At 60.1% G+C, this 18,195-nt stretch carries 20 protein-coding genes; 17 read left to right on the plus strand and 3 right to left on the minus strand.

Annotated features, from left to right (window positions below; translation table 11 throughout):
* Positions 1-179 precede the first annotated feature (179 nt).
* From ABIB60_RS08295 to ABIB60_RS08350, 12 genes are all read left to right on the plus strand, one after another.
* Positions 180-650 (plus strand): carboxypeptidase-like regulatory domain-containing protein, encoded by a 471-nt coding sequence (locus tag ABIB60_RS08295; protein ID WP_354579083.1) that lies wholly within the window; start codon positions 180-182, stop codon positions 648-650.
* A gap of 235 nt (positions 651-885) precedes the next feature.
* Positions 886-1,536 carry a DUF2459 domain-containing protein gene (locus tag ABIB60_RS08300; RefSeq protein ID WP_354579085.1) on the plus strand — a complete coding sequence of 217 codons (651 nt, stop codon included), beginning with the start codon at positions 886-888 and terminating at the stop codon, positions 1,534-1,536.
* A 168-nt stretch (positions 1,537-1,704) separates the two neighbouring features.
* Positions 1,705-2,091 (plus strand): STAS domain-containing protein, encoded by a 387-nt coding sequence (locus ABIB60_RS08305; protein ID WP_354579086.1) that lies wholly within the window; start codon positions 1,705-1,707, stop codon positions 2,089-2,091.
* 73 nt (positions 2,092-2,164) lie between these two features.
* Positions 2,165-3,580, plus strand: a complete 1,416-nt coding sequence (gene hisS, locus ABIB60_RS08310) for a histidine--tRNA ligase (protein ID WP_354579088.1) — start codon at positions 2,165-2,167, stop codon at positions 3,578-3,580.
* Between the two features lie 270 nt (positions 3,581-3,850).
* Positions 3,851-4,345 carry a YciE/YciF ferroxidase family protein gene (locus ABIB60_RS08315; protein WP_354579089.1) on the plus strand — a complete coding sequence of 165 codons (495 nt, stop codon included), beginning with the start codon at positions 3,851-3,853 and terminating at the stop codon, positions 4,343-4,345.
* A gap of 318 nt (positions 4,346-4,663) precedes the next feature.
* Entirely contained in the window at positions 4,664-5,104 is a 441-nt protein-coding gene (locus ABIB60_RS08320) for a hypothetical protein (protein ID WP_354579091.1), read from the plus strand.
* A gap of 166 nt (positions 5,105-5,270) precedes the next feature.
* Positions 5,271-6,257 carry an MBL fold metallo-hydrolase gene (locus ABIB60_RS08325; RefSeq protein WP_354579093.1) on the plus strand — a complete coding sequence of 329 codons (987 nt, stop codon included), beginning with the start codon at positions 5,271-5,273 and terminating at the stop codon, positions 6,255-6,257.
* A 130-nt stretch (positions 6,258-6,387) separates the two neighbouring features.
* Positions 6,388-6,597 carry a hypothetical protein gene (locus ABIB60_RS08330; protein WP_354579094.1) on the plus strand — a complete coding sequence of 70 codons (210 nt, stop codon included), beginning with the start codon at positions 6,388-6,390 and terminating at the stop codon, positions 6,595-6,597.
* A gap of 159 nt (positions 6,598-6,756) precedes the next feature.
* Positions 6,757-8,259, plus strand: a complete 1,503-nt coding sequence (gene hutH, locus ABIB60_RS08335) for a histidine ammonia-lyase (protein ID WP_354579096.1) — start codon at positions 6,757-6,759, stop codon at positions 8,257-8,259.
* A gap of 79 nt (positions 8,260-8,338) precedes the next feature.
* A complete protein-coding gene (locus ABIB60_RS08340) occupies positions 8,339-10,267 on the plus strand; it encodes a T9SS type B sorting domain-containing protein (protein WP_354579097.1) in 1,929 nt (642 codons plus the stop codon).
* A 107-nt stretch (positions 10,268-10,374) separates the two neighbouring features.
* The gene (locus tag ABIB60_RS08345; RefSeq protein ID WP_354579099.1) at positions 10,375-10,710 is read left to right on the plus strand and encodes a YbaB/EbfC family nucleoid-associated protein; all 336 of its coding nucleotides are present in this window, start codon (positions 10,375-10,377) and stop codon (positions 10,708-10,710) included.
* Complete coding sequence (locus tag ABIB60_RS08350) at positions 10,700-11,776, plus strand: glycosyltransferase family 2 protein (protein ID WP_354579100.1); 1,077 nt, start codon at positions 10,700-10,702, stop codon at positions 11,774-11,776. The genes ABIB60_RS08345 and ABIB60_RS08350 overlap by 11 nt, the downstream gene beginning before the upstream one ends.
* Before the next feature lie 71 nt (positions 11,777-11,847).
* On the opposite strand, the gene ABIB60_RS08355 is transcribed toward ABIB60_RS08350, so the two are convergent.
* Positions 11,848-12,066: a PspC domain-containing protein gene (locus tag ABIB60_RS08355; RefSeq protein WP_315996591.1), complete on the minus strand. Its 219-nt coding sequence runs from the start codon at positions 12,064-12,066 to the stop codon at positions 11,848-11,850.
* A 162-nt stretch (positions 12,067-12,228) separates the two neighbouring features.
* Between ABIB60_RS08355 and ABIB60_RS08360 the strand changes: the two genes are divergently transcribed.
* From ABIB60_RS08360 to ABIB60_RS08370, 3 genes are all read left to right on the plus strand, one after another.
* Positions 12,229-14,043 carry a tetratricopeptide repeat protein gene (locus ABIB60_RS08360; RefSeq protein ID WP_354579101.1) on the plus strand — a complete coding sequence of 605 codons (1,815 nt, stop codon included), beginning with the start codon at positions 12,229-12,231 and terminating at the stop codon, positions 14,041-14,043.
* A gap of 369 nt (positions 14,044-14,412) precedes the next feature.
* The gene (locus tag ABIB60_RS08365) at positions 14,413-15,396 is read left to right on the plus strand and encodes a pyruvate dehydrogenase complex E1 component subunit beta (protein WP_354579102.1); all 984 of its coding nucleotides are present in this window, start codon (positions 14,413-14,415) and stop codon (positions 15,394-15,396) included.
* A gap of 148 nt (positions 15,397-15,544) precedes the next feature.
* Positions 15,545-16,081 (plus strand): DinB family protein, encoded by a 537-nt coding sequence (locus tag ABIB60_RS08370; RefSeq protein WP_354579104.1) that lies wholly within the window; start codon positions 15,545-15,547, stop codon positions 16,079-16,081.
* A gap of 80 nt (positions 16,082-16,161) precedes the next feature.
* Here ABIB60_RS08370 and ABIB60_RS08375 read toward each other — a convergent pair whose 3' ends face one another.
* Both ABIB60_RS08375 and ABIB60_RS08380 read right to left on the minus strand, forming a co-directional pair.
* A complete protein-coding gene (locus ABIB60_RS08375) occupies positions 16,162-16,614 on the minus strand; it encodes an acyl-CoA thioesterase (RefSeq protein WP_354579105.1) in 453 nt (150 codons plus the stop codon).
* A gap of 56 nt (positions 16,615-16,670) precedes the next feature.
* Positions 16,671-17,405 carry a class I SAM-dependent methyltransferase gene (locus ABIB60_RS08380; RefSeq protein WP_354579106.1) on the minus strand — a complete coding sequence of 245 codons (735 nt, stop codon included), beginning with the start codon at positions 17,403-17,405 and terminating at the stop codon, positions 16,671-16,673.
* A gap of 92 nt (positions 17,406-17,497) precedes the next feature.
* Here ABIB60_RS08380 and ABIB60_RS08385 point away from each other — a divergent pair, with 92 nt between their 5' ends.
* Both ABIB60_RS08385 and ABIB60_RS08390 read left to right on the plus strand, forming a co-directional pair.
* Positions 17,498-17,665 carry a DUF2256 domain-containing protein gene (locus ABIB60_RS08385; protein ID WP_354579108.1) on the plus strand — a complete coding sequence of 56 codons (168 nt, stop codon included), beginning with the start codon at positions 17,498-17,500 and terminating at the stop codon, positions 17,663-17,665.
* 68 nt (positions 17,666-17,733) lie between these two features.
* Entirely contained in the window at positions 17,734-18,120 is a 387-nt protein-coding gene (locus ABIB60_RS08390; RefSeq protein WP_354579110.1) for a hypothetical protein, read from the plus strand.
* Positions 18,121-18,195 lie beyond the last annotated feature (75 nt).

An 18,195-nucleotide genomic window follows, 5' to 3' on the forward strand; every position in this document is an offset into this window, starting at 1 on the left:
GGTAGCTCCCACCCGCTTTGTGGTGGAACTATGCCCCGATAAGCCGCCGATAGGCACCAGATTCGGGCTCGACTATCGTTGATTTTTCAGACCGCCCTCGGGGCTTTCAGGCGTGCGTTGCGCCGGTTTCCCAGGCTTCGGCAGCGGCCATTTTTCAGCCATCTTTTTTCCGTACTGCCATGAAAACGTCCTTTGCTTCCCGCGCCCTGCTGGGCTCCTCCCTCCTGCTGGCTACGGCCGCCCACTTTCCCGCCCAGGCCACTGATGCCGCCCCACGCCGGGGTACCGTATCGGGCCGCTTATTCGATGGGCAAACCCAGGAGCCCATTCCCCACTCCTACGTGGTGGTGTTGCGCGCCGCCGATGGCCGCTTTGTGAAGTCGGTGGAAACTGATGCCAACGGGCATTTCCGGGCCACCGGGCTACCACTGGGTACCTACACGGTGCGTACCACGGTGCTTGGCTACCACAAGGTTGCGCCGGTGCTGGCCTTGCGCGTTAGCCAGCCCGCTCACACCCTAGGCACCGTGGTAATGGTGCCGCTGAACATGCCCTTGGTTGCCCGCGCCGACAAAAAAGCCTGGGCCAAACGCAGTGCTCCGGTAGCCGAGCTGGAACCCCGCCGCCCCGCGGTGCGCGTGCGTTCCTAGCCATTTGCCGCTTCCGGTAGTCCCGGCCCGGTTATCTGCTTGCTCCCGGAGTAAGTAGGTAGCCGGGCCGGTTGTTGTTGCCCGGAGTAGCGCGAACTTTGTAGTTCGCGTCCCTGCGCTGTTAGAGCATTAGCTTATAGGGTAATAGCATTGTTCCGGGACGCGAACTACAAAGTTCGCGCTACTGCTCCGGCGTGGGCGCTTACCTTCGCAGCATTCTGCTTCCCGAATTTCTATGTCGGCTTTTGTTGCTTTTATTCTGCTGCTGATGAGCGGGACGCTGGTACCCCTTAACCGGCAGTTCCGGCAAACGCCGGACGGGGTACGCATTTTTGTGGTGTCCAACGGCTTCCATACCGATGTGGTACTGCCGCTGCAGGAACCCCGCACCGGCCACAACTGGCTAGGTGTACTCAGCCAGCCCACGCTTACAGCGCGGTTCGCGCGTTATCCTTACGTGGCCTTTGGCTGGGGTAATGAGCGGTTTTACCTGGGCTCCATGGGTGGCAAGATTCCCGGGCCCGGGGCCATTGCCGGAGCACTTTTCCCCTCGAAGACGCTCATGCACGTCAATTTTTATCGGGTTGCCCCAGATTCTGGCTCCCACGTAGTGCCCCTGCGAATTTCGGTGGAGCAGTACCGGCAGCTCACCGCCTACGTGCAGCAGGGCTTCCGGCCCGATAGCCTGGGCCGAATGCAGTTGCGCCAACCCGCTGGCTACACCCCCAAAGACTTCTTCTTTCTGGGTACCGGCCGCTACCATGCCCTGCGCACCTGCAACGACTGGACCAACCGGGGCCTGCGGCGGTCTGAGTTGCGGGCTGCCCTCAAAGCGCCGCTGGCGGGTTCCGTGTTGTTTCAGGTGCGGCGGGCGGCCCGGCGTTAATAGTTGAAACGGTTCTAAGTAGCCTATTGCTATACTATCCGGAGACGGGCTTGTAATACTCTAATAAAAATAGAAGCAACCTCCTTTTACTACAATTCAGGCGAAACCCTCAGCTAGGTAAGCAGTGTATGCATCACACTCGCTCCGCTCTGCCTAATCTGTGAAAACATGCTTGATGTCCACCGTGAAGTTCTACCAAACGGCTTCCTGTTAATTCTCTCCCCCGACGCTGCTTCCTCGGATGAGGTAAAGCTCACCCGGGCCCTGCACCGGGCCAGCCGCAGCGAAAAATCAGCTATTCTGGTTGATCTGAGTCTGGTTGATTCCTTGACAAGTGAAGCCATTGACCTGCTGCTGGCTTACGCCTTTATCTTGCACGCCCAACAACGCCGCCTGATTTTGTGCCACGTACCGGAGCCGGCTCAGCACCATTTTCTGTACCTGGATGCTGCTTCCCAGCCCCTGCTGGTGCCTTCCTTGCTGGATGCCATCCAGGAAATCGACTTTGAATCGGGCCAGAACCGGGCGGGTACGCCCAGCCTGTGGCCGAGTTAGGCGGCCGAGAGCCGAAAACTCGGCAGAATCTGCGAATTTTGCGGCCGTATTTCCGCATTCCGTTACCCTCCCGATGAGCGCCCAGAAACCCAGCATTCCGCAAGGCACCCGCGACTTTGGCCCGGCCGTAGTGGCCCGCCGCAACTATATTTTCGGTGTAATCCGCCGTGTGTTTGAGAAGTTTGGCTACGCTCCGCTCGAAACGCCCACGCTCGAAAACCTCTCGGTGCTGACCGGCAAGTACGGGGAAGAAGGCGACCAGCTGCTGTTTAAAGTATTGAACTCGGGCAACTTCCTGAAAAAGCAGAAAGGCGAGGTTATCAAGGAAGAAGTTACCCCCGACGACCTGCTGGCCGGCCCCAAAAAGGTGCTACCCAAAATTGCCGAAAAGGGCCTGCGCTACGACCTCACCGTGCCCTTCGCCCGCTACGTGGTAATGAACCGGGGCACGCTCACCTTCCCCTTCAAGCGCTACCAGATTCAGCCGGTGTGGCGCGCCGACCGGCCACAGCGCGGCCGCTACCGGGAGTTTTATCAGTGCGACGCTGACGTAGTGGGCACCGACTCCCTGCTCTGCGAAGCCGAAATTGTGCTGATGATGTCGGAAGTGCTCAACACGCTGGGCCTCACTGACCACACCATCAAAATCAACCACCGGGGCGTGCTGGGGGCTTTCTACAAAGCTTTGGGCGGCGAAGGTACCGAAACCGACCTGTTTACGGCCATCGACAAGCTCGACAAAATTGGGCGCGAGGGCGTGGAAAAGGAACTGCTGGAACGCGGCTTCTCGGCCGCCGCCACCGAGCGTTTATTTGATTTGCTGAGCGTGGGCGGCGACTTTGAAGAGAAGCTGGAACGGCTGCTGGCCGCCTTCGCCACGGCCGGCGTGGAGCCCGACAATGCCGACGGCTACAAGGGCCTGCAGGATTTGCAGCGGGTGCTGGCTTACCTGCGCGGCTTTGGCTTTGAGAAGTGGCAGAACCTGGAATTCGACGTGACGCTGGCCCGGGGGCTGAGCTACTACACGGGCTGCATCTTCGAAATCAAAATCAACAACGTGAACATGGGCAGCGTGAGCGGTGGGGGCCGCTACGACAACCTCACCGGGGCCTTCGGGCTGCCGGGCGTGTCGGGGGTGGGCTTCTCCTTCGGGGTTGACCGCCTCTACGACTGCCTGGAAGAGCTGCAGCTGTTCCCCGAAGCCGTGGCCACCACCACCCGCTGCCTGCTGGCCAACTTCGATGCGGAGAGTGAGTTGGCCGTGCTGCCTGTGCTCCGCCACCTGCGAGAGGCTAGTATTGCCAGTGAGCTGTACCCCGAGCCGGGCAAGCTGGGTCGGCAGTTCAAGTACGCCGATGGCAAAGGTATTCCCTACGTGCTCATTCAGGGCCCCGAGGAGCGCGCCGCCGGCCAGTTTAAGCTCAAAACGCTGGCTACCGGGCAGGAACAGGTGGTAACGCTGGCCGAGGCCACCCGCCTGCTGGCCTAGCTGCCCGGGGGCCTGACGACGCGTTAATTGGTGCGTGAATTACGGATTTTCCCCTCCGTGATTCACGCACTTTTTGTTGAGCTACAGGACAGGTATTGCACGCCCGTGACGCTGCAGGAGGCAAATAGCGGTTGTGGGGGCCTTGGCTGGAACCGAGAAATAAGTACGCAGCGGCCCAAACTCGTCCTTAACTCCCAGCTAAACAGACGCGTACGGAAACCGGGGCTATTTAGCCTGGTTTCCCGTACCACTCACCCAACTACTACCGCTATGTTTAACAAACTCGAAACCCTGGACGACCTGCTGGAAATGCAGCTCAAAGACCTGTACAGCGCCGAAAAACAACTGGTAAAGGCCCTGCCCAAAATGGCTGCCAAAGCCAACGACCCGCAGTTGCGCCAAGGCTTTGAAACCCACTTGCAGGAAACCGAAAACCACGTAGCCCGCCTGGAGCAGATTGGCGAGGCGCTGGATATTAGCCTGGGTGGCCACACCTGCAAAGCCATGGAAGGCCTGATAGCCGAAGGCCAGGAAACAATGTCGGAGAGGGCCACCGATGAGGTGATGGATGCAGCCCTGATTGCCGCTGCGCAACGCGTGGAGCACTACGAAATTTCGGGCTACGGCACGGCGGCTCATTATGCTGAGCGCCTGGGCCATAGTAAGGCCGCCGCCATCCTGCGCCAGACGCTAGCCGAGGAGCAGAACACCGACACCAAGCTGAATACGCTGGCCAAGAGCTACATCAACGCAAAAGCGCTGTAAAACCGCCACATTTGGGGCCTTGTAACTCGGTAAAGCACCTATTTCTGACAACAAATGCGTGGCCGGGGTGGATATTCCGCCTCCGGCCACGCAGCTTGCGGATTATTACAGGGTATAGTACAATAGTACTAGAACAGATCTACGTAGTAATACGAAGGATTTATTCCTGTAAAACCAGTATTTGTTTCTGCCCGAACAGCTTATCAAACACTTGCTGCACGCGTAAAATGATATCGTCACGCCTCTGCGCATGACTACTGGCTGGGGGCATATCCTCCTGGCGCATTCATCATTTCACCTCCACTCACTTTCTTTCTTATGTACAATTACCGCATTCTTTTGCCCATTCTGGGTGCTGTGGCACTTAGCGCCTGTAATCCGCAAAGCAACGACTCAGGTAGTGGCAATGGCTCCAGCTCTACCAATGGCTACGAATCTGGGGAAAACGGAGGCAACGAGGCTGGCAACAACTCCGGCACGGGCGCCCCTTCCACCGGAGGCTCTGAAGATATGACGAGCGACTCCGACTCAATGGGTGGCACGGGCACAGATGCCGGCGGAACCGGCACGGGTACTGGCAGCGGGACTGGCACAGGTACCGGCTCTAACGGTGGTACCAGTGGCGGTACCGGCGGAACTGGTACTGGCACCGGCTCGGGCACTAGTGGCACGGGCGGAACTGGTTCGGGGACTACCGGCTCAGGCACTGGCTCGGGTACCGGTGGAAACGGCTCGGGTACCAATGGCTCAAACCGCTAGCTTTTACGCTGGTACTGAGCCCCTCTTGCTGAGCTATCCGCAAACTTGAAACGGCGGCTACCTGGGTACACCTTGCTGGTGCCGGGGAGCCGCCGTTTTGCCCTGTCACTGGCCTAAACCCGCGCGGCCTTTTTCCGGCCGCTGACGACTACCACATCATACGCCCATGGCTGTTTCCCCATTACCTTCTACCCCCAAGGCTACCCGTGCTAACACCTCTGCCCTGTTTGAGGTGCGGCCCGATATCTGGGGGTTCCGCAACGTGTTTGCCAATCTGTATTTCCTGCGCACCTCGGCTTCTTCGCGGCAGTGGGTACTGCTGGACGCTGGCCTGCCAGGTTCAGGCAAGGAGGTGCAGAAAGCGGCAGAACTGCTGTTCGGCGCCGATAACCCGCCCCAAGCCATTATTCTTACCCACGGCCACTTCGACCACGTTGGCGCGTTGGCGCATCTGCTGGCCCTCTGGCCCCAGGTACTGGTGTATGCGCATGTGCTGGAGTTGCCCTACCTGACGGGAGTTTCCGCCTACCCCCCACCCGACCCCACGGTGGGCGGCGGGGCCATGGCTGCCCTATCCTTCCTCTATCCCAAACAACCCATCAATCTGGGAGCCCGAGTGCAGGCCCTGCCCGCCGATGGCTCGGTGCCCGCCTTGCCTGCCTGGCGCTGGGTAGCCACTCCGGGCCATACCCCCGGCCACGTATCCTTATTTCGGGAGCAGGATAGAACCTTGCTGGCCGGCGACGCCTTCGTGACGGTGCTGGCCGAATCGGGGCTGGCAACTTTAACCCAACGCCAGGAGGTGCACGGCCCTCCCGCCTATTTCACGCCCGATTGGCAGGCCGCACGACGGTCGGTGGTCCGGCTGGCTGCTTTGCAGCCGGAGCTAGCCGCCACCGGGCACGGCATTCCGATGCAGGGCCCCGTGTTGCAGCAGCAGCTAAACCGCCTGGTGCTGGATTTTACCGCGCTGGCCGTGCCCGCGCAGGGGCGCTACGTGCCCGAGCCCGCCGTGGCCGACGCCACCGGCGTAGTGTACGTGCCGCCCGCCCGGCGCCTAGTCCCAGGCTGGGCCATTGGGGCCGGGTTGGTGCTGGTTGCGGCTCTGCTTTGGCAGCGCGCTACCCGCACTACTGGCCCGCTCACAACTTAGCCAAGGTAACAGCTACTTGCTCAGCCTAGTTGCTTCCTGAGCTATCAGGCAGGGCGCTACTTAATTCTGACTGCACGCCGGGCAACTTTCTGCTGGAATTCAGCCCAGTATTCACCGTATACCCCTGCTTATGAAAACTTCCCGCTTCTCCGCCTGGGCGGTAGCTGCTGTCCTGCTACCGGCTCTTACCCTCAGCTCCTGCGGACAAGACCGTGGTACGGACTCCGGCAACGGCTCTGGTTCCGGTAGCACCACTGAGATGTCAACCGACGATATGTCGGCTAGTGGTGATACTACGGATAGGATGATGGCCGCTGACACCACCAGTAGCCTGGATTAGTAACCGTGGCGGCACTGATTGCCAGGCAAAAGGGCCGGAAGCTGTGGTTTCCGACCCTTTTGCCTGGCAATCAGTGCCGCCACGCGGGCGGGTTTGCAGGCAAACCCTTAGCTTGGCACCCGTAAACGGCCGCAACTACCCTGGCCCGCTTCTCCCTCCATGACTCAGGATTTTTCGCTCACGCCTTCCACCCGGCTTACCCTCGATACTCTGCGCCAGCTGGTGCGCTCTAAAGCCCACGTTATACTTAGTGAGGAGGCCCGCCAGCGGGTAGCCGCGTGCTATCAGTACTTGCAGCAGCGGCTGGAGCGCACCCCGGAAGCGGCCATCTACGGCATTAACACCGGGTTTGGGGCACTCTGCGACAAGGCCATTCCGGCGGGTCAGCGCCAGCAGCTCCAGCAAAACCTGATGATGTCGCACGCCTGTGGTACGGGGGAGGAAGTGCCCGCCGAGCTGGTGCGCTTGATGCTGCTCCTCAAAGCTCAAAGCCTGAGCTACGGCCACAGCGGCGTGCAGGTGAGTACCGTGCAGCGCCTCCTCGATTTCTATAACCGCGGAATGTTGCCGGTGGTGTACCAACAGGGCTCCTTGGGTGCCAGTGGCGACCTGGCCCCGCTGGCGCACCTGTGCTTGCCGCTATTGGGTCTGGGCGAGGTACACTACGAGGGCTACCGCTTGGCCGCCGCCGATGCTATGAGCCTGTTCAGCTGGCAGCCGCTCACTCTGGAAGCCAAAGAAGGCCTGGCCCTGCTGAACGGTACGCAGTTTATGCTGGCCTACGCCGTGCACGGTTTGTTGCGAGCCCAGCGGCTGCTACGCGCCGCTGACTGCATCGGGGCGTTGTCGTTGGAGGCATTTGATGGGCGCAGTGAGCCATTTGATGAGCGCCTGCACCGCATCAGGCCCCACGCCGGGCAGGTAGCAGTAGCGCGCCGCATTCGGGAGCTGCTGGCCGGCAGTGAGCTGCAAAGCCAGCCCAAAACCGCCGTGCAGGACCCCTATTCCTTCCGCTGCATGCCCCAGGTGCACGGTGCCTCACACGATGCCCTGGCTTACGTGCAGCAGGTGGTAGAAACCGAGTGCAACGCCGTTACCGACAACCCCAATATCTTCCCCGATGATGATGCCATTCTGAGCGGGGGCAACTTTCATGGGCAGCCCCTGGCCCTGGCCCTGGACATGCTGGCCATAGCCACGGCCGAGCTGGGCAGCATTTCCCAGCAGCGCACCACCCAACTAATTAGCGGACAGCGGAGCCTACCGCCCTTCTTGGTAGCCGAGCCGGGTCTGAACTCGGGCCTGATGATTCCGCAGTACACGGCCGCGGGCATTGTCAGCCAGAATAAGCAGCTGTGCACCCCCGCCTCCGTGGATAGCATAGTCAGCAGCAACGGGCAGGAAGACCACGTGAGCATGGGTGCCAATGCCGCTACCAAGGCCCTGCGGGTAGTGCAGAACGTGGAGCAACTACTGGGTATTGAGTTACTGAATGCGGCCCAGGCTATGGCTTTCCGCCGCCCGGCCCGCACCTCCGAGCCCCTGGAAAACCTACTGGCTGCCTTCCGCGAGAAAGTGGCCTTTGTAAGCCAGGACCGGGTGCTCTACCCTGACTTGCACGCCGCCGCCGCCTTTGTGCGCGAGTACGAGTGGGAGCAATAAGCCGCTAGCCTCTACCGGCCTTTCGTTACTTTAGCTCCGCCCGGGTACGCAACCGGGCAGGTGCTGCGTTATGGGGAAAGTGAACCGACTACTACTGCTTGTATTGTTGCTGCTGGGCCTGCATCCGGAAACCTGGGCGCAGTGTACTCCTACTCCCAACTCAGGGGCCGATTTTAGGGCCTACGACGCTGCCACCGGCTTAGAATTGCCATTTTACCTGTGCGTGGGGCGACCAGTACGGCTGCGCGACGTCAGCGGCAAAGGCCTTAATCCGGCGCAGATTTACTACCGCCAGGCTAGCACCATCGTTTGCACCGGCTTTGTTGATACCGTTACCACCTTCACGCCTACGGCTCCCGGCGTGCTGGTTGTTACCCAAAACACCCAAGGGGCCCAGGGTGGTACGCAAGGCATTATAGCATCCAAAACCTACGAAGTTAAAAGCACCCCGCAGCCAACCTTCACAGTAACCACCTGCACGCCCGGCCTGGTGCAGGTAACCGTTACCGATAGCAACTACGACCAGTATTTCGTGCAGGTGGGCAACGGCCCTCTGGTTCCGGCCACGCGCAACACGCCTGCTACTTACCCGGCTACCAATGGGCTGGCTTCGGTAACAGTCATCGGCCGCTATACTCAGACTGGCATTTGCACAGGCACTGCTACCCAATCCTTCACGCCTGTTCCGGCTCCGCAACGGCCACCTTTGCGCAGCCTGACGGTACAGGGTAACGCAGCAGAATTTCAGTTTGGCGGGTTGCAGCCCGAGTATCAATACAGTCTGCAGGTAGCGGATGTTGCTGCGCCAGGCGGTTTTCGCACCGTGGCCCCTATTGCCAGCACCCTCACCAGCTTCACGCTCAGCAATGCCCCGCTGCCCGGCTGCTACCGGCTGCTGCTGCTAGATAAATGCCAGCCTACTGTTAGTAGCCTGGCCTCCCCCGAAATCTGCTCTTTGGTCCTGACTGCCAGCTCCCCCAACGGCCGTAACCTGCTCACTTGGAATGCTGCCGGCGCTGGCAACTACACGCTCACCCGCACTGCTGGCTCCGCTACCGTAACGCTGCCCCTGCCCGCTGGCACCACTCAGTACCTGGATACGGCCGTAACCTGCGGTACTACCTACCGCTACCGGCTCACCCTCGCCTCTGGCCCCACTACATCCACCTCCGAGCAGGTAACGGTAACTACCAGCTCCGGCGCTGCCCCGGCCGCGCCCCGCCTCGAAGCCACGTTCAACCTGCGCAACCAGGTGGAGCTGACGACCACGCTGGTCCGCAGCCCCAGCGGCGGGCAACTCACCTACCTGCGCAATGGCCAGGAGCTGCGCGTGACGCCCGCCCGCGCCGTGCGCGACTCCCTCCTGACGCCCAGCCTCTCCGATCAGTTGTGCTACACCGCCCGGTTTCAGGATGCTTGCGGCAACCGCTCCGTTGATAGCGCCCCGGTGTGCCCGGTGCTACTGGACGCCCGCGCCGCCAACGACGAAGGCACCTCTATCCGGCTCACCTGGACTGCCCTGCGTGGGCCCGATGCCAGTGCTCCGCTTAGCTACCGGGTGCTTGCGCTGTCGGCTAGCAATACAGTGGTGCGGAGCGTACCCATTAGCGGCGGCCTCACGTTTCTGGATTTGCAGCCCGACCCCAACCAGCAGGTAGTGCGCTACCGCATAGAGGCCACCGGCGGTGGGCTTTCGGCTCCTAGCCACTCTAACGTGGCCTCAGTGGCTCGCCAAATAAAAGTGTTTGTACCCACGGCCTTCACCCCCAACGGCGACGGCCTGAACGATGTACTGGAGTTGAAAGGCCGCTTTCTGGATAACTTCCGCTTCACCGTGCTTGACCGCAACGGGCAGCAGGTATTCCAGGCCACCAACCGCACCCAAACCTGGGACGGACGCATTGGCAGCGCGCAACCCGTGTTGGGAGCCTACGCCTGGCGCTTTGAGGCTACCGACCAGCAGGGCAAGCGCCTGGTACAGCACGGCACCGTCACCATCATAAAATAAGGTGCAGCCCGTAAGCAGCAAGCGGCAAAGCCATATTGGCAGCCCGCCGCTTGTGGCCTGAAGCTTGTAGCTTGCGGCCCATTTACCACCCTCCTTACCGTATTCCGATGTTCGACTTGATGGGCATGATGGGCAAAATGAAAGAGCTTCAGGAGAAAATGAAGCAGGCCCAGGACCAACTCCAGTACATTACTACCACCGCCGAATCGGGCGGCGGGCTGGTGCGCGCCACAGCCAATGGGCAGCGCCGCCTGCTCAAGCTGGAAATCGACGAGAGCCTGCTGCAACCCCAGGACCGGGACATGCTGGCTGACCTGGTAGTGGCCGCTGTGAACAAGGTGATGGAAGAAGCCGGCGACAAAGCCAAGGAAGAAATCAAGAGCAAAACCTCCGGCCTCATCCCCAACATTCCTGGCCTCGATTTGGGCGGTTTTGGCCTCTAGCCCACCCGTTGCCGCGCCCTGCGCCGATGTTGCCGTGGTCATCCTGAACTGGAACGGCCGCGCGTTTCTGCGGCAATTCCTACCCTCGGTGCTAGCCTTTTCCGACGGCGCTACTGTGTTTCTGGCCGATAACGCCTCCACCGATGATTCGGTGGCCGTGGTAGAGCAGGAGTTTCCGGCGGTGCAGATAATCCGTAACGCCGGAAACCTGGGCTTTTGCGAAGGCTACAACCAGGCATTAACGCAGGTGGGGCCCGAGTTCCGCTACTACGTGTTGCTCAACTCCGATGTGGAAGTAACCGCCGGCTGGCTTCGACCGCAACGGGAACTGCTGGAAGACAACCCGCGCATTGCCGCCTGTCAGCCCAAAATCCGGCAGTATAGTACCGTAGCTACCGAGCGGCAGCAGTTTGAGTATGCCGGGGCCGGGGGTGGCTACCTCGACCAGCTGGGCTACCCCTTCTGCCGGGGCCGCCTGTTTGATACCCTGGAAACCGACACTGGCCAGTACGAAGACCCGCGCCCCGTGGCCTGGGCTACCGGCGCCTGCCTGCTGGTACGGGCCGAGGCTTGGCGGGCATTGGGCGGGTTTGAGCCGGCGTTCTTCGCGCACATGGAAGAAATTGACTTGTGCTGGCGCTTCCAGAACGCCGGCTGGCAGGTGTGGTACCACGGCGGCAGCACGGTATTTCACGTGGGCGGCGGCACGCTGCACAAATCCAACCCGCGCAAAACATACCTCAACTTCCACAACGGCTTGGCCCTGGTCTACAAAAACACGCACTCGGCTGAGCTGGTCTGGGTGCTGCCCGCCCGCCTACTCCTCGACTGGGTGGCGGCCGTCCGGCTGTTTCTGCAAAATCACCGCGCCGACTACTGGGCTATTGTGAGGGCGCATGCCGATTTCTTTTTCCGGCGCTCCTACTGGCGGCAGCGGCGGCGGGAGCAGCCCACCAAACTCCGTAGCACCGAGCGGGCGGGCATCTACGAGGGTAGCCTGGTCTGGGCCTACTTCGGGCGAGGCCAGCGCAAATTCACTGATTTGCCGGCCGATAAGCTTACCTGACGTACTTGGTAAGCACGTAAAAAAGCCTGCCCTTTTTCGGGGGCAGGCAGTAGTTCAGAAATAGGGGCAGCTTACAAATCCCAGACGGTGCGGCGCTGCTGGCGCAGGGCCCGGCGCATGTTCATCCAGAAGGCGAGGGCAAAGTAAAGAACGATGGGCGAGCCAAACGTAAAAAACGAGGCGTACACGAACGACAACCGCACGCTGCTGCTGCTGAAGCCCAGCCGGTTGCCCATGGCGTCGCACACGCCAAAACTTTGCTTTTCGATGAAGTCGGTTAGTCGTTTCATATCATCTGAATAACAGTTGCCAGCGAGGCTAACCAAGTTCAACTTACGATAATTAGTGGCCGTTGTCAAGCACTTACGTGCGGAAGCCGCTCCAAGATACGTCGGTTCGGAAGGTTTTTCCGTTTGTTGTCTGAATTTAGCGCCACGCCTTGCCTATTGCCCATGCAGAATTCCACTTCCCGTTTTTTTTCCGGTACACTTCTACTTGGGGCCGTAGCGGGCCTCGCCGGCTGCTCGCCTTTATCCAAGGTGCTGAAGCAGGCGCAGGCTGGGCAGGAGCTGACGGTGCAGCCCACCGTGCTGGAAAGCAACGGCGAAAACGTGCTGTTTGAGGTAACGGCCAAAGTGCCCGCAGCTCACCTGCGCAAGGGCGCGGCCTACAACCTGGGCCTCGTGTACCGCTACCAGAACAACCTGCGCGAGGATACCGTGGGCCGTCTCACCTTCGTTTCGGGCGAGTACGTGTACGATGAGCAGCAGAAGAACCAGCTGGTTATTCGCAAGCAGTTTTCCTTTCCCTACGGCCCCCAGAAAAGTCCGGGCCAGTTGCTGGCCCTCCCCGATGCCCGCGAAACCAAGCCCAACGGCAAACGGGTGAAAGGCCCGGAGATTCCGCTGGCCCGAGGCATTGTAACCACCAGCCGCCTGGTGGTGCGCCAGGATACGGCCATTACCCTGCTGCCCGAAACCGCCGACAACAACATGAGCGGCACGCGGGTGCTGCCCTTCTTTTTTGATGCCGGCAAGGCCGAAGTGCGCAACTACCTGGGTACCAACGTAGCCGCGCTGGAGGATTTTATCGAAGCCAACCAGCACACGGAGAAAGTGATGATTGTGGCCGGCCACTCGCCCGACTCCTTGGACCGCCACGACCCGCGCCTGGCCGACAAGCGCGTGCAGGCTCTGCTGAAGTATTACAAAAAGCGCGTCGATACGGATTCCTACCTCAACAAGGTCAGTAATATCGACTTTGAAACCGAGGCCTACCACCGCCGCTGGGACCTGTTCCTGAGCAAGGTACAGCAGTCGGCCCTCAAGTCAGCCCAGGTGGATTCAGTGGTGCTGCTCATCAACGATGCACCCGGCACCTATGCCCAGAAAGAGCAAAGCCTGCGCCGCCTCAGCTTCTACGACTACCTGGAGCAGTACATTTACCCGGTAATGCGCTTTGGCACGGTGGCCGTGCGCTACTCGGCCCCCAAGCGCTACGATTCGGAAATCTATTTGCTCTCCAAAAAGATCGTGGAGAAGCAAACCGAAGCCGACGCCCTCACGCCCGAAGAACTGCGCTATTCGGCCAACTTAACACCCCTGCTGGCCGAAAAGCAGCGCATCTACGAAACCGCCGTGGCTACCACCGGCCTCTGGCAGGCCTACCATAACCTAGCCGTGGTTCTGCTGCTGCGCTCCGAAAAAGAGGTAAACCCCAAAGTACAGCGGGCCTACCTGCGCCGGGCCGCTGTCAACTTCACCCTGGCCGCCCACCGTAACCCCACCGCCGAGCTGTTCTACCGCGTAGGCAGCGCCTACCACCGCGCCGGCGACAAACTCGAAGCTCTCCAGAACTACGACTACGCTATTAAGCTGGGCGGACCCCGGGCCGTACTCAGCAAGGTGTTTGCCGATAAAGCCGCGCTGGAAATTGAGGTGGGCCAGCTCGATGATGCCCTCCGCAGCCTGAGCTACAGCTCCAAAACCTACCAGAACATCATGAACCGGGCGCTCATCTACGTGCTGAAGGGCAACTACCAAGGCGCGGCCGACATTTATGCCCAGGCCATTGCCCTGCGCCCCCAGGACCCGTTGCTGTACTATTGCCTGGCCGTGGTGGCTGCCCGCCAGCAGAACGAGCCCGCCATGGCCATGCACCTGCGCCGCGCCGTGAGCATAGACCGCGCCTACGCCAACCGCGCCGTGGAAGACTTGGAGTTCCGGGACTACGCCAAAGGCAAGCAGTTTCTGGAGGCCTTGCGCTAGTTAGCTAGTAAACCAATTAGTTCTGCCTTGTACAATGACAACTACAGCTGTAGTGTTACTCAATGAAACCTCCGTAATCAGTTTGGCAGGTAATGCCATGGGAATGGTAGTTATCCTCTTTGGGGTGATTATAGGCGGTGTGGGAGTGGCGCTCTTAGTAAGTAAGGCAGAATCAAAGGCAGTGAAAGCCGGTAGTATTTTTTTACTGTTAGTGGCGCTGTGCTGCTTTTTCTTTGCTTATTCCCTATTCGCGTAATACTATGGGTACTGGACGAATGCATTGTTTGTCCGTCCCGCTTACTCGTCGTAGCTTTACACGCCGGTGTAGAGCCGGCTTTTTCTTTCTGATCTGACAAGCACCTGACAAGTATGCGGACCATCCAATTCCGGGAAGCCCTGCGTGAAGCCATGTCTGAAGAAATGCGCCGCGACCAGCGCGTGTTTCTGATGGGCGAAGAAGTAGCCGAGTATAACGGCGCCTACAAAGTAAGCCAGGGCATGCTCGACGAATTCGGCCCGGAGCGCGTGATTGACACGCCCATTGCCGAATTGGGCTTCGCCGGCATCGGGGTGGGGGCGGCCATAAACGGCCTGCTGCCCATCATCGAGTTCATGACCTTCAACTTCTCGTTGGTGGCCATCGACCAGGTGATTAACTCGGCCGCCAAAATCTACTCCATGTCGGGCGGGCAGTACAGCTGCCCCATCGTGTTCCGCGGCCCTACCGGCAACGCCGGCATGCTTTCCTCGCAGCACTCCCAGAACTTCGAGAACTGGTACGCTAACACCCCCGGCCTGAAAGTAGTGGTTCCTTCCACGCCTTACGACGCCAAAGGCCTGCTGAAATCCGCCATCCGCGACGCCGACCCGGTTATCTTCATGGAGTCGGAGTTGATGTACGGCGACAAGGGCGAGGTGCCCGAGGAAGAGTACCTCATTCCGATTGGCAAAGCCAACGTGGTGCGCCAGGGTGAGTCGGTAACCATCGTGAGCTTCGGCAAAATGATGAAAGTGGCCCTGGCCGCCGCCGATGAGCTGGCCAAGGAAGGCATCAACGCCGAGGTAATCGACCTGCGCTCCGTGCGCCCCATCGACTACGACACGCTCATCGAATCGGTGAAGAAAACCAACCGCATGGTGGTAGTGGAAGAAGCCTGGCCCCTGGCCAGCATCAGCTCGGAGCTGGCCTACATGGTGCAGCGCCGCGCCTTCGACTTCTTGGATGCTCCCGTGCTGCGCATCACCTGCCAGGACGTGCCCCTGCCCTACGCGCCTACCCTCATTGAGGCCTCGCTGCCCAACGTGGAGCGCACCGTGAAGGCCGTGAAGGAAGTACTGTACGTGAGCAAGTAAGCCAACTGCCTGCCTCCTAAAACCGGCTCCGTTCCTACCCTGGAACGGAGCCGGTTTGCATTTGTACCTGTGAAGTCTGCTGTAGGCTGGCCCGATCTTGGCAGCGGATTTTACGTACCTTTTGCCCAGCCCTCCTACCCACCTCCGTATGAATCACCGCCTGCATCTTCGTCTTGAGCAGCTTGAATTAGCCACCACCCATTTACTAAATACCGTAACGGCGCTGGGGCCCAAGGCAACCCAATCACCGGGGCCGGGGCAATGGTCGGCGGCGCAGGTAGTCCAGCACCTCATTGTGGCCGAAACGGGCATTGGGCAATACATGGAAAAAAAACTGCTGCAGTCGGACTCCTTGGCCAAGGCTGGTTTCGGTTCCTTCCTGAAGTCGCGGCTGCTGCGGGTATTGCTGCGGCTGCCATTTACCCGGTTTAAAGCTCCCGGATACTTAGCCAACGCTACACCCACCGAACTGCCCCCTCTGCCCGAAATGCAGGCTGAGTGGGCGGCAGTGCGCCGGCGGCTGGAGCGGCTGCTCAACGAGTTTCCGGGCAACCTGCTCAACCGTGCCATCTTCAAGCACCCGCGCTCCGGTATGCTCACCATCTACCAAACCCTGGATTTTATGCTCGACCACATTCTGCACCATCAGAAGCAAGTGGAGCGCATCACCCGGGCCGTGAAGTAAGCTGTTTCACAAACAAAAAAGCCCCTCGCGCCATTTGGTGCGAGGGGCTTTTTTGTTTGGGGGGTGGCAGCGTGCTTGACTTATTGCCGGGGTTCCCGCACAATATCCTGGTAGGAGGCGTGCCGGGGCAGGGCACGCATAAGCGCCGTAATTTCGGCGGGAGGCACGGTGAGCTTGCGGGCCCGCAAATCCAGCCAGGCACCTTCCACGGCCACAGTAGCCGCCGGGCGGCCATCGGGCTTGTAGAGCGTGTGCACAATATTCCAGCGGGAGCCATCCTCACTCAGCCCCGACAATTCACCCGTTACGCGCAGCTGCTCATTGATGTGCAGCTCCTTCAGGAACCGGGTGTCTTCGCGGAAAAGAATGGGACCCAGGCCGGCTTTGGCAAAGAAGGGTAGCGTGAAGCCATGCTCGGAGAGGTACTCAATGCGGTGCTGGGCCGCATAGTCGGTGTAGGCAGAGTGGCGCATGTGGCCGTTGGGGTCCATATCGGCCCAGCGTACGGTATAGGTTCGTTCGAATGCAGACATACAAAAGCAGCGTAAGGAGGGATAACCGCCAGCGGCGGCCCCAGGTTTGAGCGGGGTTAAGGAAGCGTGAGGCGTACTAAGTATTGCTGCTGGTCATCCTCTTCCAGAAATTCTACCGCGTAGCCCGCCGCTTCGGCGTAATCCTGCAGCAGAGCTGGGTCGGCAAAAATCCAGTGGAAAGCAGCGCCGGTTTGGTTGGCGTAGTGCATGGTGTATTCTACCTCGCCGTAATAGGGGCCGTTCAGGTCAAATACCAGGGCCCCTTCCTCGTCCTCGTACAGGTAGCTGATATCGGAGGAGGTAGCCAGGATCTGGCCGCCGGGGGCCAGCAGGGTTTTGGCGTGCTCCAGAAACCGCTCGAGGCCAGCCAGCGTGCCCGTGAGGCCAATACCGTTCATGAGCATGAGCAGCGTATCAAACTTCTCGCCTTGCGTGAGAGCCGCGTCGAAAATATCGTGGCAGGCAACCTCGCGCACGCCCCGCTCCTGCATTACTTCCACCGAGCCCGGCGAAATATCCACGGCTTTCACACTGAAGCCGCGCTGCTGCAACTCCAGGGCGTGGCAGCCGGCTCCGGCACCCAGGTCCAGCACGCGGCCCCGGCACTCTTCCAGGGCGGTGCGCTCCATTTCGGGCATTTCCCACAGGGAGCGAAAAAAGTAGGCGGCGGGCAGTACTTCCTCGTCGACTACGGAGCTGTGCACAGCCAGCGTGGCGCTCAGGTGGCCGTGCTGGTACGCTAACAAAGCCTGCCCCAGAGCATCGGGAGCGGCGGAAACAGATGTTGACATGGGGCAAAGATACAGCCGGCGCCGTAGTCGGGGCTCCGGCGCAACTTCTGGCCCGCGGCTCAGGTTAAAGTGCAGCTTCTACTTCTTCGCCTATGAAACCTGCAACCCGGCTCGTCAAGGGCAACTTACCCACCAAAATCTGCCAGACCTGTGGCCGGCCTTTTGAGTACCGCAAAAAGTGGCGTAACAGCTGGGAGGAGGTGAAATATTGCGGCGAGAAGTGCCAGCGCAACAAGGCCAAAGCCGCGGCTGCCGAGTAGCAGTGCATCCTTCGGGCCAGGTTTTGCGTTCTGCCAAGCATTCCTTCTACCGTTTACCTCCCGCCCTCATGGCCAGTAACCTTGATTATCTCGACCCCGCTTTACTGCCCCTGGAAGAAATGGTGCAGGCCTATCTGAAAGCGGAAAAAGAAATGGCCCAGGCCGAAATTACAGCTACCACCATTGTGCATGCGCCAGCTGCTCCAGCTCAGGCCTTTGAGCAACGCCCCCCCACCGGCAGCTACGCCCAAGAAGAAAACGAAGCACAGCAGAACATTGAAAACCTGCGCGACGACCTAACCCGGCTCCGTCAGCAAATCATAGAGCAACTCCCCGTCCGCGACGAATGGGTGAAAGTAAACCTGGGCTATGGTCCCAGCCGTGTTGGCGCTTTCCGGGTCGAGAACACCTCAGATGCTGTCCCTAGTGGCTATGAGCTGCGCGTGGTATTCTAAACTGCGCTTCGCTTTTTGCAATAGCCTCAATTCCCTTGGCAAGCAAGGCGGGTTGAGGCTATTTCGTGTACAGCA

It is taken from the genome of Hymenobacter sp. UYP22, assembly GCF_040547285.1.
In the GTDB taxonomy this organism is placed as follows: Bacteria; Bacteroidota; Bacteroidia; order Cytophagales; family Hymenobacteraceae; genus Hymenobacter.

What these genes read in the sequence shown, in the direction of transcription:
- ABIB60_RS08305 (WP_354579086.1), top strand. Translation starts at nt 1,705, where the DNA reads ATGCTTGATGTCCACCGTGAAGTTCTACCAAACGGCTTCCTGTTAATT.
- ABIB60_RS08365 (WP_354579102.1), top strand. Translation starts at nt 14,413, where the DNA reads ATGCGGACCATCCAATTCCGGGAAGCCCTGCGTGAAGCCATGTCTGAA.
- ABIB60_RS08385 (WP_354579108.1), top strand. Translation starts at nt 17,498, where the DNA reads ATGAAACCTGCAACCCGGCTCGTCAAGGGCAACTTACCCACCAAAATC.
- hutH (WP_354579096.1), top strand. Translation starts at nt 6,757, where the DNA reads ATGACTCAGGATTTTTCGCTCACGCCTTCCACCCGGCTTACCCTCGAT.
- hisS (WP_354579088.1), top strand. Translation starts at nt 2,165, where the DNA reads ATGAGCGCCCAGAAACCCAGCATTCCGCAAGGCACCCGCGACTTTGGC.
- ABIB60_RS08375 (WP_354579105.1), bottom strand. Translation starts at nt 16,614, where the DNA reads ATGTCTGCATTCGAACGAACCTATACCGTACGCTGGGCCGATATGGAC.
- ABIB60_RS08325 (WP_354579093.1), top strand. Translation starts at nt 5,271, where the DNA reads ATGGCTGTTTCCCCATTACCTTCTACCCCCAAGGCTACCCGTGCTAAC.
- ABIB60_RS08320 (WP_354579091.1), top strand. Translation starts at nt 4,664, where the DNA reads ATGTACAATTACCGCATTCTTTTGCCCATTCTGGGTGCTGTGGCACTT.
- ABIB60_RS08390 (WP_354579110.1), top strand. Translation starts at nt 17,734, where the DNA reads ATGGCCAGTAACCTTGATTATCTCGACCCCGCTTTACTGCCCCTGGAA.
- ABIB60_RS08330 (WP_354579094.1), top strand. Translation starts at nt 6,388, where the DNA reads ATGAAAACTTCCCGCTTCTCCGCCTGGGCGGTAGCTGCTGTCCTGCTA.
- ABIB60_RS08345 (WP_354579099.1), top strand. Translation starts at nt 10,375, where the DNA reads ATGTTCGACTTGATGGGCATGATGGGCAAAATGAAAGAGCTTCAGGAG.
- ABIB60_RS08380 (WP_354579106.1), bottom strand. Translation starts at nt 17,405, where the DNA reads ATGTCAACATCTGTTTCCGCCGCTCCCGATGCTCTGGGGCAGGCTTTG.
- ABIB60_RS08360 (WP_354579101.1), top strand. Translation starts at nt 12,229, where the DNA reads ATGCAGAATTCCACTTCCCGTTTTTTTTCCGGTACACTTCTACTTGGG.
- ABIB60_RS08355 (WP_315996591.1), bottom strand. Translation starts at nt 12,066, where the DNA reads ATGAAACGACTAACCGACTTCATCGAAAAGCAAAGTTTTGGCGTGTGC.
- ABIB60_RS08370 (WP_354579104.1), top strand. Translation starts at nt 15,545, where the DNA reads ATGAATCACCGCCTGCATCTTCGTCTTGAGCAGCTTGAATTAGCCACC.
- ABIB60_RS08315 (WP_354579089.1), top strand. Translation starts at nt 3,851, where the DNA reads ATGTTTAACAAACTCGAAACCCTGGACGACCTGCTGGAAATGCAGCTC.
- ABIB60_RS08295 (WP_354579083.1), top strand. Translation starts at nt 180, where the DNA reads ATGAAAACGTCCTTTGCTTCCCGCGCCCTGCTGGGCTCCTCCCTCCTG.
- ABIB60_RS08300 (WP_354579085.1), top strand. Translation starts at nt 886, where the DNA reads ATGTCGGCTTTTGTTGCTTTTATTCTGCTGCTGATGAGCGGGACGCTG.